This is a genomic window from Gardnerella nova (genome assembly GCF_049244055.1).
GTDB lineage: Bacteria > Actinomycetota > Actinomycetes > Actinomycetales > Bifidobacteriaceae > Bifidobacterium > Bifidobacterium vaginale_H.
In genome coordinates this window covers 1,620,028-1,635,128 of the sequence record NZ_CP058369.1, presented here as the reverse complement: position 1 = coordinate 1,635,128, position 15,101 = coordinate 1,620,028, and the positions used below count along the sequence as shown (strand labels likewise).

The 15,101-nt window shown below is 44.3% G+C and carries 12 protein-coding genes and 2 tRNA genes; 1 reads left to right on the top strand and 13 read right to left on the bottom strand.

Annotated features, from left to right (window positions below):
• The 9 genes from HXT56_RS06460 to HXT56_RS06420 all read right to left on the bottom strand — a co-directional run bounded on the left by HXT56_RS06460 (position 1) and on the right by HXT56_RS06420 (position 10,324).
• The gene (locus HXT56_RS06460; protein ID WP_421778077.1) at positions 1–2,634 is read right to left on the bottom strand and encodes a serine/threonine protein kinase; all 2,634 of its coding nucleotides are present in this window, start codon (positions 2,632–2,634) and stop codon (positions 1–3) included.
• A gap of 181 nt (positions 2,635–2,815) precedes the next feature.
• Positions 2,816–4,177 (bottom strand): UDP-N-acetylglucosamine 1-carboxyvinyltransferase, encoded by a 1,362-nt coding sequence (gene murA / locus HXT56_RS06455; RefSeq protein WP_165846065.1) that lies wholly within the window; start codon positions 4,175–4,177, stop codon positions 2,816–2,818.
• 132 nt (positions 4,178–4,309) lie between these two features.
• Positions 4,310–5,656: a metallophosphoesterase gene (locus tag HXT56_RS06450; RefSeq protein WP_421778076.1), complete on the bottom strand. Its 1,347-nt coding sequence runs from the start codon at positions 5,654–5,656 to the stop codon at positions 4,310–4,312.
• A gap of 400 nt (positions 5,657–6,056) precedes the next feature.
• Positions 6,057–6,128, bottom strand: a tRNA-Gln gene (locus HXT56_RS06445).
• 41 nt (positions 6,129–6,169) lie between these two features.
• Positions 6,170–6,242: transfer RNA gene (locus tag HXT56_RS06440), tRNA-Glu, on the bottom strand.
• A 179-nt stretch (positions 6,243–6,421) separates the two neighbouring features.
• Positions 6,422–7,984, bottom strand: coding sequence for a glutamate--tRNA ligase (gene gltX / locus HXT56_RS06435; RefSeq protein WP_421778075.1), 1,563 nt, complete (start codon positions 7,982–7,984; stop codon positions 6,422–6,424).
• 27 nt (positions 7,985–8,011) lie between these two features.
• Positions 8,012–8,956, bottom strand: coding sequence for a hypothetical protein (locus tag HXT56_RS06430; protein ID WP_421778074.1), 945 nt, complete (start codon positions 8,954–8,956; stop codon positions 8,012–8,014).
• 54 nt (positions 8,957–9,010) lie between these two features.
• Positions 9,011–9,751, bottom strand: a complete 741-nt coding sequence (locus HXT56_RS06425; protein ID WP_421778073.1) for a histidine phosphatase family protein — start codon at positions 9,749–9,751, stop codon at positions 9,011–9,013.
• 63 nt (positions 9,752–9,814) lie between these two features.
• Positions 9,815–10,324 (bottom strand): GtrA family protein, encoded by a 510-nt coding sequence (locus tag HXT56_RS06420; RefSeq protein WP_421778508.1) that lies wholly within the window; start codon positions 10,322–10,324, stop codon positions 9,815–9,817.
• A 97-nt stretch (positions 10,325–10,421) separates the two neighbouring features.
• Here HXT56_RS06420 and HXT56_RS06415 point away from each other — a divergent pair, with 97 nt between their 5' ends.
• On the top strand, positions 10,422–10,769 hold the full coding sequence (locus HXT56_RS06415; RefSeq protein WP_004574134.1) for a phenylpyruvate tautomerase MIF-related protein: 348 nt from the start codon (positions 10,422–10,424) through the stop codon (positions 10,767–10,769).
• A gap of 29 nt (positions 10,770–10,798) precedes the next feature.
• Here HXT56_RS06415 and HXT56_RS06410 read toward each other — a convergent pair whose 3' ends face one another.
• From HXT56_RS06410 to HXT56_RS06395, 4 genes are read right to left on the bottom strand one after another with little or no spacing between them, the layout of a single operon-like run.
• Positions 10,799–11,863, bottom strand: a complete 1,065-nt coding sequence (locus tag HXT56_RS06410; RefSeq protein ID WP_421778072.1) for a LacI family DNA-binding transcriptional regulator — start codon at positions 11,861–11,863, stop codon at positions 10,799–10,801.
• A complete protein-coding gene (locus HXT56_RS06405) occupies positions 11,860–13,254 on the bottom strand; it encodes a glycoside hydrolase family 13 protein (RefSeq protein WP_250309835.1) in 1,395 nt (464 codons plus the stop codon). Before HXT56_RS06405 ends, HXT56_RS06410 begins: the two co-directional genes overlap by 4 nt.
• 55 nt (positions 13,255–13,309) lie before the next feature.
• Positions 13,310–14,152 carry a carbohydrate ABC transporter permease gene (locus HXT56_RS06400; protein ID WP_102695011.1) on the bottom strand — a complete coding sequence of 281 codons (843 nt, stop codon included), beginning with the start codon at positions 14,150–14,152 and terminating at the stop codon, positions 13,310–13,312.
• Positions 14,136–15,101: a carbohydrate ABC transporter permease gene (locus tag HXT56_RS06395; protein ID WP_421778071.1), complete on the bottom strand. Its 966-nt coding sequence runs from the start codon at positions 15,099–15,101 to the stop codon at positions 14,136–14,138. The genes HXT56_RS06400 and HXT56_RS06395 overlap by 17 nt, the downstream gene beginning before the upstream one ends.

The window sequence follows — 15,101 nt, the reverse complement described above, 5'->3', positions numbered from 1 at the left end:
TTACCGCGCGTACTTTCCACCGTTGATTTGCAATACAATGACGTTATCGTATCGCACCGAAGCCGCGTTCCCGGCATAATCAACAGCTTTTATAAGCAGGTTATGCGACACGCCATCCGGTTTTAATCGGAAAGAAAATTCTCTCTGTTTCGTTTCATTTCCGCGCCATGTGCGAACTATTTTCCCGTCTACACTCAACGATATCGTTCGCAACGCCGTATCATCGTGTATGCTTAAACGCGCAATCTTGCCTTCATACGAAGATTGGTACACCGCATTATTGCGAATATTTAACGCTTTTACGATAGGCTTATTGCTATCAACAGTAAATTTTACTGTAGCCGGATCTGCGTGAACTATGCCGTTACGATATTGCACACCGGATTCATTACAGTAATAATTTCCTGCTTTGTCTACTGAAATAATACGCACCTGATAGTGCGCGTTATCCGCAAAATTGCGTTGAAATATGGTATAGATTCGTTTTTTCACACCGTTTTCTTGCACACGTCGCGTTGAAAAATCCTGTTGGCTTAGTTCTTTCGCAACACCATTTTTCATAACGATTACTTTTGCGGGAGATGCTAGCGCGTGCGGCTGTAATTCTTCTACGCGCACATCTTGAGCCTGTTTAACATGCCGATAATTCATTGCTGCCGTTGCCTCATCCAAGGCAAATGTGCCGCCATGAATATTTGTCGAATTCGAATCCGTATTATTTGCATGCTGCTGTTGGTTTGCAGCGAACACTGTAGCAATATCGTCATGAACACGCGACAACATGTCAATTGCTTGTTGCGCCCGCTGTTTGGCTATTTCACTACCATCGCGTGAGTCTTCAAGCAAATCGCGCGCGTCCTCACACAGTTTCTCTACTTCGTCGCCACTAATTCCAGCATGTAGGAACATGCTTATGTAAGCGTATACAGATTGCACAACAACTTCCCCCGATCGCAAGCGCAGGTTGTTGTCTTTTTGTTTGCGAGCCACACGTAGTAACTCACGTAGGTTGCGCACGTATTGTTGATAGTACGCTATGTTATGCGAATCGTAAGTAGTTTGAACAAGTCGCCCATAATTGTTGGCGAGAATAGTATAAGCTGCGTTGGCTTGATTACTTGCTGCTGCGCGATGCTGGGTAGCTTCCTGGAACCACTGATCAGCAATAATTCCGCGCGCAATATGCTCTGATTCTTCAACTTTCCCAGAAAAACCGGCATAATAATGCCAATATGCGCGTCCTATGCTCTGTGAAAACTGCGCCCAAGACTTAGCATTCAACCGCAAGGTTTGTTCGTATTCTGCAATTGCACACATCATACTCTGTTCTTCATTGCTGCCCCAACGTTTATCAGCTAACTGAGCTTGCAACAACATTTGCAATGGTTGAGCCGATAAATGCAAAATATAGCGTTTTATCAGCATACGATTTTGTAATTTCATAGCGTGCTTCGCGTAACTTTCAGCAATACTGGAATTATTTTCTTGCGAAGTTAAATTAACGAACATGTCATACTCACCTTTTATGCGACTTTCTTCACTGTTATCTGTCTGAACATAATTCGACGTAAGGTAAGTATCATTTGGCGACTTTGCGAAAGTAGTAGCATGATTTCTGGTTGAAGCTTTGGCAAATAATCCGCTTAAGCAAGTGCACAATAATATCGTTGCGACCAATACAAAAATAGTTGCTGCTATCAAAAATGTGAGACGTCGTTTATTATCCCGCGCACGATTGTGCTGTTTGTTATGCCGTTTGCTTCGTCGACTTTGCTGTTTTCGCTCATCAATACTCACTTCTGAACGCGAGCGCTGCGCTGTCACATTGCAACAATCTTCTAAAGCAGCAAACATTGCTTCACAACTTGGGTATCGTTGCGCAGGATCTTTAGCTGTAGCAATTGCTAACACCGCTATCAACTGTTCTGTCATTTCACGATATTGATGGTTGTCTGAAGTAGATTGCAAACTGCCCGACGTCGTATCGCTAGGTAATAAGGCATACCGTAGCGTCATACCAATTGCGTATACGTCACTTGAAGGGGTAATTCCCGTGCTTCCATCTATTACTTCAGGAGCTGTAAAACGAGGCGTGACAAAACGAACGTCAGTGCGAGCTGGTCTATGAGCATCAAGCTCACTGTCAGCATCACGCAACCGTGTGGCTGCACCGAAATCAATCAAACGCACTGTGCCATTGTCTACAATCATCACGTTAGAAGGCTTCAAATCACCATACACAATAGGTGGGTGATGCGCATGCAAATACGCCAGTATTTCGCATAATTGCATACCCCAGTCTCGTACCGTTGGCGCATTCTGTAAACCTTGAGATTCAACCAGCGACTGTAGCGAATAACCTTTCACATAGTCGCGCACAACATACAGCCGACCATTTTCTTCAAAAAAGTCAACAATACGAGGAATAGCTGGATGATCGCACGCTTTCAACACCTCAACTTCAGTATGAAGCGACTGAACGATACGCTGACAGTGAGCTTGACTCCCCTGAAGCAATGTTTCTTTTACCGCCCACTGTTTGTGTAGCACAGTATCAACCGCAAGAAAAACGGTTGAAATACCCCCGCGTCCCAACTCGCCTAATAGTTGGTAACGCCCTCCTACACAAACCATCGTTACACCTCCGCAATCTCAGCATCTTCACAAAAATAGTGAAAATTGAATGACAATTGCGACTACTGTACCGATAAATTTATGCTCAAAAAAGCTTTTTATACCATTGTGGATAAAAGCTTAGGTAACGCTGCTTATTTTTCAGCCACAAAACGGTCCAGACTAATCGAACCTAATCTAACTAATCGATATCAGCACCCAAGGCAAGCAATTTGCCTCGGAAATCAGCATAACCGCGATCAATCAGCGAAATTCCATGAACGTTTGACGGACCTTGAGCCGTAAGAGCAGCAATCAGATGACTAAAACCGCCGCGCAAATCAGGCACATCAATATCTTGACCCGTTAACGGAGTAGGACCAAAAATCACAGCAGAATGTTTGTAATTGCGCTGCTGGAATCGGCAAGGAAGCGAACCTAAGCACTCACGATACAACTGAACCTGCGCACCCATTTGCACCAGAGGCTTAGTAAAACCAAAACGATTCTCATACACCGTCTCATGCACAATACTCAAGCCCTTAGCCTGCGTTAAAGCCACCACCAACGGCTGCTGCCAATCGGTCATAAAACCAGGATGCACATCAGTTTCAATCGCAACAGGATGCAAATCCCCACCCGGATGCCAGAAACGAATACCCTTATCCGTAACATCAAACTGGCCACCAACCTTACGGAACACATTTAAGAAAGTCATCATTTCCGGCTGAGTGGCGCCCTTAATAAACACGTCACCATGAGTTGCAAGCGCCGCAGACGCCCACGAAGCGGCCTCAATGCGATCAGTTAAAGCAGTATGAGTATAGCCTTGAAGCTCCTTAACACCCTCAATGCGGAACGTGCGGTCAACGTCTACAGAAATAATGGCACCCATCTTCTGCAACACGGCAACCAAATCCATAATTTCCGGCTCAATAGCAGCACCCGAAAGCTCCGTCTTGCCATCCGCAAGAACAGCAGCTAACAAAGTCTGCTCAGTAGCGCCAACAGAAGGATACGGAAGATGAATCTTCGTACCGTGCAAACCATAAGGAGCAGTAATATGAATACCATCTTCATGATCCTTATCCACGTTCGCACCAAGCTTACGCAAGGTCTCCAAATGAAAATCAATCGGACGACCACCAATATTGCAGCCACCAAGCGCTGGAATAAACGCCTCACCCAAACGGTGCAGTAAAGGACCCGAGAACAAAATAGGGATACGAGAAGATCCGGATAACGTATCGACATCCGCAACGTCAGCTAACTGAACCTTGCTCGCATCAATAGTGACAATACCTTCCGAACCATTGACCTCAACGTCAACACCGTGCAAACGCAACAAATCAGAAACCACGTGAACGTCGCGAATTTCAGGCACATTCTTCAGCACTGATTTCCCAGGAGCCAACAACGCGGCAACCATTGCCTTGCTCACAAAATTCTTCGCACCGCGCACTTTAATGGTGCCGTTAAGCGGCTTCCCACCCTCTACATGCAACACATCCGCAGCGTCAACGCCACTATCAACACTCTGCTCAGCTGTATTCTGTGCGGACACAATTACCTCTTTCGTTCGCGCCTCAAAACTATTCACTATCATACCGGCACGCCCCCCAACGCGCACAAGGCAACCCAACAAATAAAACACATAGCACGCAAATCAGAGCAAATCAGAAAAAATTACGCCACTCTAACGCGCAGAACGATTCCTCCAACGACGCAACAGGCGAGCAAATAACGACGGCTTACGCAATAAATTAACCGCCGGCAAATCATGCTCAGACTCAGCAGTTAAACCGTAAGTATACGCCTTCTTTGACGAAGGCTTACCAACAATCTCACCAAACTCAAGCATTTGCGTACGAGGCTCAAACGGATGACGAATGTCAAATTCAAGCAAACGAACACCACGCTTTGAAGGCTCCGGACCATACGATCCGAAACCACAAGTAGGAGTAGATATCAGTAGCATGTTATGCTCCGGTTCTCTACCTGCGAAAGCATTACGATGATCGTGCCCTGCAACAACCACAAAAGCGCCCGACTGAGCCAATATGTCAAACTCGCCAGCGTCCTCATCAGGGCAACTCACGCCCTCACCCAAATAACCATCTGGGAGCACACGCTGATTATCAAGCGTATAATAATGCCCCGCAAAAGTGCGATATCCCTCAATTGCACGTTGCCTTGCCGCACACTCTTGCGGAACCTCACGCAACAAACGATAGTATTGAGGAAGCGGAAAATGCTGAAAAACGCAAAGGCGTGGCGGCAAAAAAGTAGGTAAATCAGCCACAAAATCAAGAGCTTCACGAGAAGGCTTACCGTAACCTCCAGCCTGAGAATAATCCCCTGAATCAAGCAAAACTATTGAAAAAACAACATTTTCTTGTTTTTCGTCCCTAACAGGAAGCGCAAAAGTACCTGGCTCACAAGGAAATATAAGTTGATGAGGAAGCACACACTTTGTAGATTGCATAGCGCTAATAGATTTCGCAACGTTACCAGATCGCGCAACGTCGCCAAATTGCGCAGTGTTTTCAGATCGCGCAACTTGAGCACTGCGATTCATACAACACGGAAACTCTTGATACAAAGCGTCTAATTCCGCGTTACTTAAACCACACTGAAAATCGTGGTTCCCATACGTTACCACCCACGGAATACACCGCTTTTCTAAAGGATTTACAAGGCGAGCAATACCACTTCGTACTTTTTCCAATAACTGCTGCCTATCGGATTGAGAAAGCTCAGTAGATTCCTGCCAACGACGGCGACGAAAAGTTTTAGCAAATACTTTCTCGTATCCAGCAATCTGATTTCCCGTAAACACCACAATATCCGGACGTACAGCATCACAAGCAGACTCAATTAAGCGAATGGTATCTGACGAAACATTCGGAACATCCTGCACGTCCGCAAACTGCAGTACGCGAAACTTCCCAGAAAGATGGAATTGCAGAAGTCCCAAACGCGCTGAAATCGATACAGGAAGCGCAGCAGGCGTCGCAACTTCCGATTGTGCAGAATCTGTCATACTTCAAGCATACGGCAGATATGCCACGACGCACACAATCTTTGCAGACTACCCACAAATTATGCAAAAAACGGAAGATATAAGACGGACGATACTAAATATTGGGCAATTTCAGCAACATAATACGTAATTCACAGGAAACTTTCAGCCAATCGCATTACTGCACTCAGCAAGCTATGCCTATTATAGATACATCAAAAGGAATACGAACTACACGCAATAGTTCGAGTGAATTTTATAATTGAACCTCTCTTCTTCTCTTCTTTCTCTAACCCCGGTCAAGCACCGGGGTTTTTGATTTTAAGCCGGGATATACGGGTAAGCGAGTAAGCGAGCTATAGGGCAGGATTTCAGAAGTAGTTAGATAACAAAAAAGCCCTCGCACTACGAGAGCTATTCGCTGGGGTACCTGGACTCGAACCAAGAATGGATGAACCAGAATCACCTGTGTTGCCAATTACACCATACCCCAATTGGCAGGCTTCGCGGCTCTTGGAACCGTTCCGTCTTTCGTACCCCCGACCGGATTTGAACCGGTGTTGGCGCCGTGAGAGGGCGTAGTCCTAGACCGCTAGACGACGGGGGCTTCATTTATTGCTACGCTCTTAACGCAACAAATGACGACTTTACAACATAACAGCACAACACGCAACCGCGGCGTGTCGAACTAGAGAGAATTAGCATATTAAAAAGCCGGGAATGCAGCAATAACGCCACATTCCCGACTTATTCAAATTTTATTTGCGCTTACAAGCTATTTGCAATTTACAAATGCTCGCGCAAGCCAGCCAAACGCGCCAAAGTCACGTCTTTGCCCACGATTTCCATGGACTCAAACAGTGGAGGCGAAACGCGACGGCCGGAAAGCGCCACTCGCACAGGACCAAACGCCAAGCGCGGCTTGTAACCAGCTTCCTCAACAAGCTTCTTGTTAAGCAAATCATGCAAAACGTCAGTATGCCAATCAGACTCATCAACACCCTGCAAAGCAGCAATTGCAGCATCGAGAACCTCGCCTGCAGATTCCTTCAACTGCTTACGAGCGTCATCATCTGGCTCAATGTAACCATCTTCGCTAAGAAGGCTTCCAACCATGCCGGCAACCTCACCAAGCAAACGCACGCGAGGCTGCACAAGAGGAGCAGCAGCGGTGAGCACTTCGCGCTCGCGGTCAGTCAGCGCATCCCAAGAATCTGCGCTAACTACGCCATCCTTATGCAAATAAGGCACAGAGCGGTTCAAGAAATCTTGAGGCTCAAGCATGCGAATATGCTCAGCGTTAATCGAAATTGCTTTATCTAAGTCAAAGTGTGCAGGGTTTGCCTTCACGTCGCGCACATCGAACTTTTCAATCATTTCGTCCATAGTGAACACGTCACGATCAGGCGCAATCGACCAACCAAGCAAAGCCAAGTAGTTCAGCAAGCCTTCTGGAATAAAGCCGTTATCCCTATGCAAGAACAAGTTGGACTCAGGGTCTCTCTTAGAAAGCTTCTTCTTACCTTCGCCCATAACGTAAGGCATGTGACCATAAAGCGGAGTTTCCTTAGCAATACCCATTTCCATAAGGTAACGGTACAGCACAATCTGGCGAGGCGTAGAGCTCAAAATATCCTCACCACGCAAAACAACGTTCACATCCATCAACGCATCGTCAACAGGATTCGTAAGCGTGTAAAGCGGGTCGCCATTCGGACGCACAATCACGTAATCTGGAACCGTACCAGCCTTAAACGTAATCTCACCACGAATTAAATCGTTAAAAGTAATGTCTTCATCTGGCATCTTCAAACGAAGCGCAGGCTTACGACCTTCCGCACGGAAAGCTTGCTTCTGTTCTTCTGTAAGATTGCGATCGTAGCCGTCGTAACCAAACTCAGCAGGACGACCTGCAGCAACGTTACGCTCTTTAATTTCTTCAGGAGTAGAGAAGGATTCGTAAGCATAACCAGCCTCAAAAAGCTTCTGTGCTACGTCTTTATAAATCTCCATGCGCTGGGACTGGCGATATGGGCCGTTATCTCCACCAACGTCAATACCCTCATCCCAGTCAATATTGAGCCAGCGAAGAGCCTCAATAATCTGCTGGTAGCTTTCCTCGCTATCGCGCTCATTATCGGTATCCTCAATACGGAACAACAACTTACCGTGCGTATGGCGAGCCTCAGCCCAGTTAAACAATGCGGTACGAACCATACCTACGTGAGGTGTACCGGTTGGCGAAGGGCAAAAACGCACGCGAACATGCTCAGGCATTTGCGGCTTTTCGGATTTTGCTGCAACTTGCGCAGCGTTTTGAGTTTCCTCTGTATCAGTCATAGGTTCCATTGTGCCGCGCGTTACGGACGTGCCCGCCTAGTCAAGAGCCTGCGTAGCTTCCTTATTTCCTTCTACATGCGCAAACTTTGCCGCCAACGCTTCGCGAGACTTTCGATCATCTTCTTCTTTTGCGAGCTTTTTAGCCTCTTCCGGATCCCAAAGCACATCCTCACGATGCTTTTGCCACTCACTAATTAACAGCGGAGCAGCAAACGCAATCAGCGCACTCATATCGCCGCCACCAACAGTATCGTTCTTGCGTACACAATCAACAAGCTCACGCCACTGAGAATCTTTGAACATCATTCTCGGCACACCAACGCATTCGCACACTTCGTTGATATATAAGAAAATAGGTAAAGTTTCGCGAATATTTCCGGTTTTTGCAATTAAATTATTAAGAATACACAAAATAAACATAATTTTTTGCGATTCCACAGATTCTTTATATTCAAATGACTGCTTTTTTGCGTATTCTACAGCGTCTTGTAAAACTTCAGTGCTCAAGTTGCCTTCTACACCTAACGTAGTTGCAACATTATTGATTACGTCGACATCTTCCGCAACGTGAGATACAAGATTACTAAAAACGAAATCGACGCTAGAACCCTTGTTTTCTAATATTTCTTCTTCCGCTTCCTCATAATTAGGATCGTAGCAGGATTCCATTTCATCGTAAGCGTCCGCAGCCACAAGTAGTGCGTCAACAATTTCCTGCGGACGTCCCGGAATTTCGTCCGCGCCTTCGTACACAAATTCAGCATCCGGCACAGTAACGTCAAGATTCGTGAGAATACGTGCTATTGCTCGCATCGAGCGCACTTCCAGATTTTCCGCATATTTTGCGTCGTTATCGAGATGGCGAGCTTCCGTAAGGGGCCATAACGTTATTAAACTTGCCGCAGATTGAGCAGCCTCACCTAAGACTTGTTCGCATTTAGTATCTTCACTTGCTTGCATCACACAAACGCTCCTTTGCATTCTTCACAACTTATTACAACTTACTACAATCTATTACACAATCTACTACACAACTTATTGCACACCTGCAGCCGGATCGACATACGTTATAGAAAGCACACGCAAAGTTTTGCAATCATAAGTAATAGAAGTAATTGAAGCTAATGCCGTGTGACGAAGTAACATATTGTGCTCAGCATGACCTGTTTCCAGAAGATGGCGGTAAGACCAAATTGGCGACTCGTGCGTTACGGCTACAATCTGCTCGCCTGGATGCTTGCGAACTTGCTCGCGCGCAAAATCGCCAACACGAGTAGCAATACTTCTGTAGCTTTCTCCCCAACTTGGCTTCCACAAATTTGTTACGAGTTTCCAATTATTATTCTTCCAAAGCGCGCCTTCACCGTAGCCAATACGTTTTCCGCGAAAATTATTTCCAGCTTCAATCAAACGCTTATCTAAAATAATGTCGCTTTCTCGAGATTGCACCGGAGATTGCGCAAAAGATTGCGAAGAAGATTTTACAGAAGATTGCGCAGGATCCTCACCACAATGCGCTTTTACATAGCAAGAATCGGGAATAGAGCGCAAAGCATTCTCGATTTCGCGTGCTGTTTCGCGAGTGCGATCAAGCGGAGAAGAGTAGATTGCGCTAATTCCTCGCATTTGCGGAACCGTGGCAATATATTGCGCCGTAGCTTTCGCCATTCGCACGCCTCGCGCAGAAAGATGGAATCCCGGCAGCCGCTCGTAGAGCACATGATTCGGATTATCTACTTCCCCGTGACGTACAAAATGAATTGTTGTAGCCGGCATTACTAACTCCTACTTTTACTTCCGCATTAATTACAAATCTAATTGCGAACTTACTTTGCGAACCTACTTCCAACCTTTTGGCGTATGATTTAGCGACCACTCACCCAACTTATGCGCAAAAGTATTGTCTTTAGCAGCATCATAACCAGGTTTTTGCGACTTCGTATCGTCTAAAAGCCACTTTCTAATAACAAAATTCCATATAGCTACAACAACTGTTGCAATAAGTTTGCCAATGTTTGTGCGAAGCATGTAAATCGCAGTACCACGCAAAGTTTGTGCCATTCCAAGCGTACTAGCCCAAATAATCGCATCGTTAATAAGCAAGCCAATAACCGCGGAAATAACAAAAATCAGTAATTCCAGCCAACGAGCCATATCTTCGCGGTGCTTAAACACGTATTTCATGCTGGCAATATAGTTAAAAATAAGCGAAATAATAAACGAAATAGTGCCAGCAACCACGTTATTTAAGTGCACAAGCAGCAATAAATTCAGTATTGCAACGTCAATAATCAACGCAATAATGCCTACAATACCGAATTTAACAACCTGTTCAATAAGCTTTTTCATACCTTCCATTAAACACGCGACGGCTAACAATTAACATATAATTGTGACGTAATATTGTGGAGTAATAAAACTTACTAAATTTAGCGAAGGAGCAATTATGCCAGTTATTCATACTCATGTTTCTGTAAGCACAACACCTGCCCAGCGCGACGCATTAAAAGCTGCTTATGGCAAGGCAATTAGCGCAGTTCCAGGCAAAAGTGAGCATTGGCTTATGTGCCCATTCGAGGACAATATGCCGATTTATTTTGCAGGAGATAATACTAAGCCTGCAGCTTACGTTGAGGTGAACGTGTTTGGTTCCAGCGTACCTGGGTCTGCTTGGGAAAAGTTAACTGAGCAGATTATGGCAGCTTTGGAGCGCGAGCTTGGGATTCCACAGGATCGCACTTACATTCGTTACACTGCAACCACTGACTGGGGTTGGAACGGCGGCAACTTCTAGGTAAAAACTGCAAAATATATTAAAGCCAATTACTTCTTAGTAGGAGCTGCCCCAACCGATTCACGCACGATGAGGGCAGTTCCTAGTTTTTTATGAGAAACAGGCAAAGCTTCTTCATCAAAGCGTATTTGATCAATCAAACTTTCTGCAGCCAAACGTCCTTTCGAAGTAATTGGCTGATGAACCGTAGTTAATCTAGGCGTGCAAATTGTAGACAAAGGCAAATCATCATAACCCGTAATGGAAAGATCTTCAGGAACGCGTAATCCTTGCGCTTGAGCTGCTCCAAGCACCCCAAGCGCAATAATGTCACTAAACGACACAATCGCAGTAGGCCTACATTCAATATCAGTGTCATTCCACATTTTGTTGAAAACATCAGCCCCACCCTGATACGTGCAAGGCGTTTCTATAACGGTAATTTCTTTATCTTCTGGCGATAAGTTATGCTTTTTAAGCGCACGCACAACACTTGCCATGCGTCTACCAACTATTCCTTGCCATCCCGGATAATCAGTATGCGATTTCGTTTCAATTGCTGCAATACCAATATTCCTATGACCTAAATCAATAAGTCGATCTACTAAATCTTCAAAATCATGCTCATCGTCGACTTCTACAGTTGGAACGTTAATAGGTTGAGCAGGATCAACAATCACTACAGGAACATGCTTATTCAAAATTTCAACAACTTCTGCACGCTCAGCTTCCAAGCCGCAAATTATAAAACCACTTACTGCAGCTGTAGGAATAGCTTTTAACATTGAACCTCTTAGCGGAGGGACAAGCATTAAAGTGTAGCCTTCCGACTGGCAAACCTGCCCAATGCCTTGAATCAAAAGTGAATAATAAGGATTTTGCAAAATTGTATCAATACCTTGCGGGAGTAACAAGCCCAACGCATTCGAAGAATTCGTGCGCAATGCTCTAGCTGTTGCACTTCGCACATATCCCATTTCTTCAGCAGTTTGCATAATATGCTCAACCGTCGCCTCAGACAGTTTTGACGGATCATTATATGCAAAAGATACTGCAGACTTGGAAACATTAGCTTTCTTTGCAACATCCTTAATAGTCACTCTACGAACATTCATAGCTTCCCCACTGCTTCACCTTCATACATTATTATGGATTTTTCTCCCATACGGTATTGATTACCTATTATACTTGGCACACCAAATAGCGAACGATCCATACGCACTGGCAAATCATCACAATTGATGTAAGCTCCAGATCCGCGATGCACTAAGCATAAGCACGCACGCCCTGAAGGCAAAGTACGCGTAACACACACAGTATGTTTACCTAAAGCAGCTACATGCTGCCTGCCATATTGGAGAGCAGCATTTTCTCTACGCAGACGCATTAATTTGCAAACTGTTTTACGAACAGATAAATTCCAAGCATTCTCATTCCAAATCATAGGAGCGCGGCAACCCGGATCATTTTCTCCTTCCATGCCATTTTCATCGCCGTAGTACACCATAGGAGCACCATCAGCAGCGAATAACAGCGCATAAGCTAAATTCTCAGCGTCTTCAGCAGGCGTATCCCAAGCATATTCATGAGCTTTTGTGCGCGTAAGTAATCGCTCAGTATCGTGACTCCCAAGCAAATTCAACATACAAGAGCGGTGTTCTTCTGGAATATCGTTATACAAAGCATTCATACCATCTGCAAAATCATAAGCATCCAATGTTTCATCAGCACAAAAACCTAGGACTAAATCACGAACAGTATAATTCATGGTTCCATCCATAAGTTCCGGCGTAAGCCATTGAGAAGGGTTACGCCATTCTTCAGCTACTAAGTATTTATCATCCCCAAAAGATTTCACTACCTTATGGAAACCTTTCCAAAATGTTTTATTTACGAAATATGGAACATCTAAACGCCAGCCATCAATACCACGATTTAACCAATATTTAGCAACGTTATAGTGATGCCTACGCACTTCTGGATTATATACATTCCATTTTGGCAAATAGTAGCAGCCAGAGCATGTTTTATAATTTGGTTCCGGATGAGACACTACAGGAAAACCCTCTACTGAAAACCAATTAACATACTGCGATTGTTCACCGTTGCGCACAACATCTTGGAAAGCCCAGTGGCCTATTCCACAATGATTGAATACACCATCTAAGACTACACGAATCTGCAATTCATGAGCGCGCTTAATAAATTCATCAAAATCTGCGTCATTACCAAGTCGAGAATCAATTTTGAAATAATCAGTAGCGTCATAGCGATGATTCGTATCTGCTTGGAAAATTGGAGTGAGATATAAAGCATTGACACCCATATCCGCAAGATATGGAAGATGCTTACTAATACCTTGCAAATCGCCACCGAAAAAATTATCCCTAGTTGGAGATTTATCCCATGATTCTACAGGATTAGGGTTAATAGAAGCATTTGCATTTGCGAATCGCTCCGGAAAAATCTGATAAAATACACTTGATTTTACCCATTCAGGTTGCATGACTTGTTCCTAACGAATAGTAAATTTTACAAATTACGAAAGTTTTATCACTTCTTCAATCTTTAAGACCAGTAGAAGCGATTCCTCGTTCAAGAGCTTTTTGGAAGAAGAAGAAAATAATAATTGATGGCAAAGTTGACGTCAAAGTTCCAGCCATTAAATAGTTCCATGAAGTACCATAACGTCCAACAAAACCACTTAAGCCGATTTGAATAGTACGCATTTCTTCTGCATTTGTAACCAACAGAGGCCACAGGAAATCATTCCACGCAAATAGGAATGAGAATACACCAAGAGTTGCAAGAGCTGGCTTAGAAAGCGGAAGAATAACTTTAATAAAAATACCAAGGCTTGAACATCCATCAATTCTTGCAGCTTCATCAAGTTCGCGCGGGATAGTAGTAAAATGTTGCCGCAGCAAAATAATGCCGAACACATCAGCCAAACGCGGAACTGTTAAGGCTGCCATAGTATCAATCCAACGCAACTGGGCGATAATACCGTACATAGGTATAACCGTTACGAAGGCTGGAACCATGAAAGCAGAAAGTAGCAGCACGAATAATATTTTCTTTCCAGGAAACTCTAATCGCGCAAAAGCAAAAGCTGCCATAGCATCAAACGCAAGGTGACCAACTACAATAATTGCCGACATGATCAAGCTATTAATATAATAGTTTGCAAACGGAGCGCTTTGCCAAGCATGCAAATAATTTTCCCAATGCCACGATGTTGGAATCACTGACTGAACGGCATACGTTTCGGCTTTTGTTTGCAACGACGTTGTAAACATCCACATAAATGGAATGAGTACTGAAGCTGCGCCAACAATTAATACAATATGTCGAGCAAGATGCAACGAACGCAATCTCGTAAAGACCTTACTTATTTTCTGCATTACTTACCTTCCATTGCACAAGAGTTACGATAAGAACTAACACCAGCGACGCTATAGCAATTGCCGTACCATAACCGAAATTGCCTAACCTAAATGCTTGACGATACATAAACATTCCTAGTACGTCAGTGCCCCCTCGAGGACCGCCTTCAGTAAACACGTAAATTAAATCAAATGATTGGAAACTACTAATCAGCGCTTGCACAACCACAAAGAATGTCATTGGCCTCAACAGAGGAACTGTAATATAACGCAGCTGTTGCCAGCTCGTAGCACCATCAAGACTTGCCGCTTCATAAGTTGATTTAGAAAGAGATTGCAAAGCAGTCAAATATAGAATGATATTAAAACCGAGGTTCTTCCAAACTGTAAGAAATATAGTAGCGAATAATGCTAGCCACTTATTGTGGAGCCAGTCGGGTCCTGCAACACCTAGGGATGAGAGTACAGAATTTACAAGACCCGATGGATCCAACATATATTTCCACACAATTGCTACAGCCACCGAGGAGGTAACGACAGGAAGGAAATATATGGTGCGATACAATCCGCGAGCGCGAATTGGCGCATCTAGTAATACCGCAAAAATCAAACCGGAAACAACCGATAACACAGCTACGCCAAACGCATATATAACAGTCACAGTTAGACTATTCCAAAATTCTGGATTTTGAGATAGTTTTACATAATTCTTCAATCCAATAAAATCTGGATTTGCAGAAAAACCGTTCCAATTCGTTAAGCTCGTGTAGGCTGCAGAAATAATTGGATAAAAAGTGAAGATGACGAGAATCACTAATCCCGGAAGCAACAATCCCCATGCTGTGAGAATTTGCTCCCATTTTCCTACAGTTTTACTACCATTTCGCATCAGCTTACTACTGCCAATTTTTACATTGTCAATAGCAGCTGTCTGCTTATTTTTTAGCTGTGTTATCGGGTTACGCAT

Bases quoted from the DNA above. Each gene is read 5' to 3' on its own strand.
- HXT56_RS06460 (WP_421778077.1), bottom strand. From the start codon at position 2,634: ATGGTTTGTGTAGGAGGGCGTTACCAACTATTAGGCGAGTTGGGACGC.
- HXT56_RS06415 (WP_004574134.1), top strand. From the start codon at position 10,422: ATGCCAGTTATTCATACTCATGTTTCTGTAAGCACAACACCTGCCCAG.
- HXT56_RS06425 (WP_421778073.1), bottom strand. From the start codon at position 9,751: ATGCCGGCTACAACAATTCATTTTGTACGTCACGGGGAAGTAGATAAT.
- gltX (WP_421778075.1), bottom strand. From the start codon at position 7,984: ATGGAACCTATGACTGATACAGAGGAAACTCAAAACGCTGCGCAAGTT.
- HXT56_RS06450 (WP_421778076.1), bottom strand. From the start codon at position 5,656: ATGACAGATTCTGCACAATCGGAAGTTGCGACGCCTGCTGCGCTTCCT.
- HXT56_RS06410 (WP_421778072.1), bottom strand. From the start codon at position 11,863: ATGAATGTTCGTAGAGTGACTATTAAGGATGTTGCAAAGAAAGCTAAT.
- HXT56_RS06400 (WP_102695011.1), bottom strand. From the start codon at position 14,152: ATGCAGAAAATAAGTAAGGTCTTTACGAGATTGCGTTCGTTGCATCTT.
- HXT56_RS06420 (WP_421778508.1), bottom strand. From the start codon at position 10,324: ATGAAAAAGCTTATTGAACAGGTTGTTAAATTCGGTATTGTAGGCATT.
- HXT56_RS06430 (WP_421778074.1), bottom strand. From the start codon at position 8,956: ATGCAAAGGAGCGTTTGTGTGATGCAAGCAAGTGAAGATACTAAATGC.
- HXT56_RS06395 (WP_421778071.1), bottom strand. From the start codon at position 15,101: ATGCGTAACCCGATAACACAGCTAAAAAATAAGCAGACAGCTGCTATT.
- HXT56_RS06405 (WP_250309835.1), bottom strand. From the start codon at position 13,254: ATGCAACCTGAATGGGTAAAATCAAGTGTATTTTATCAGATTTTTCCG.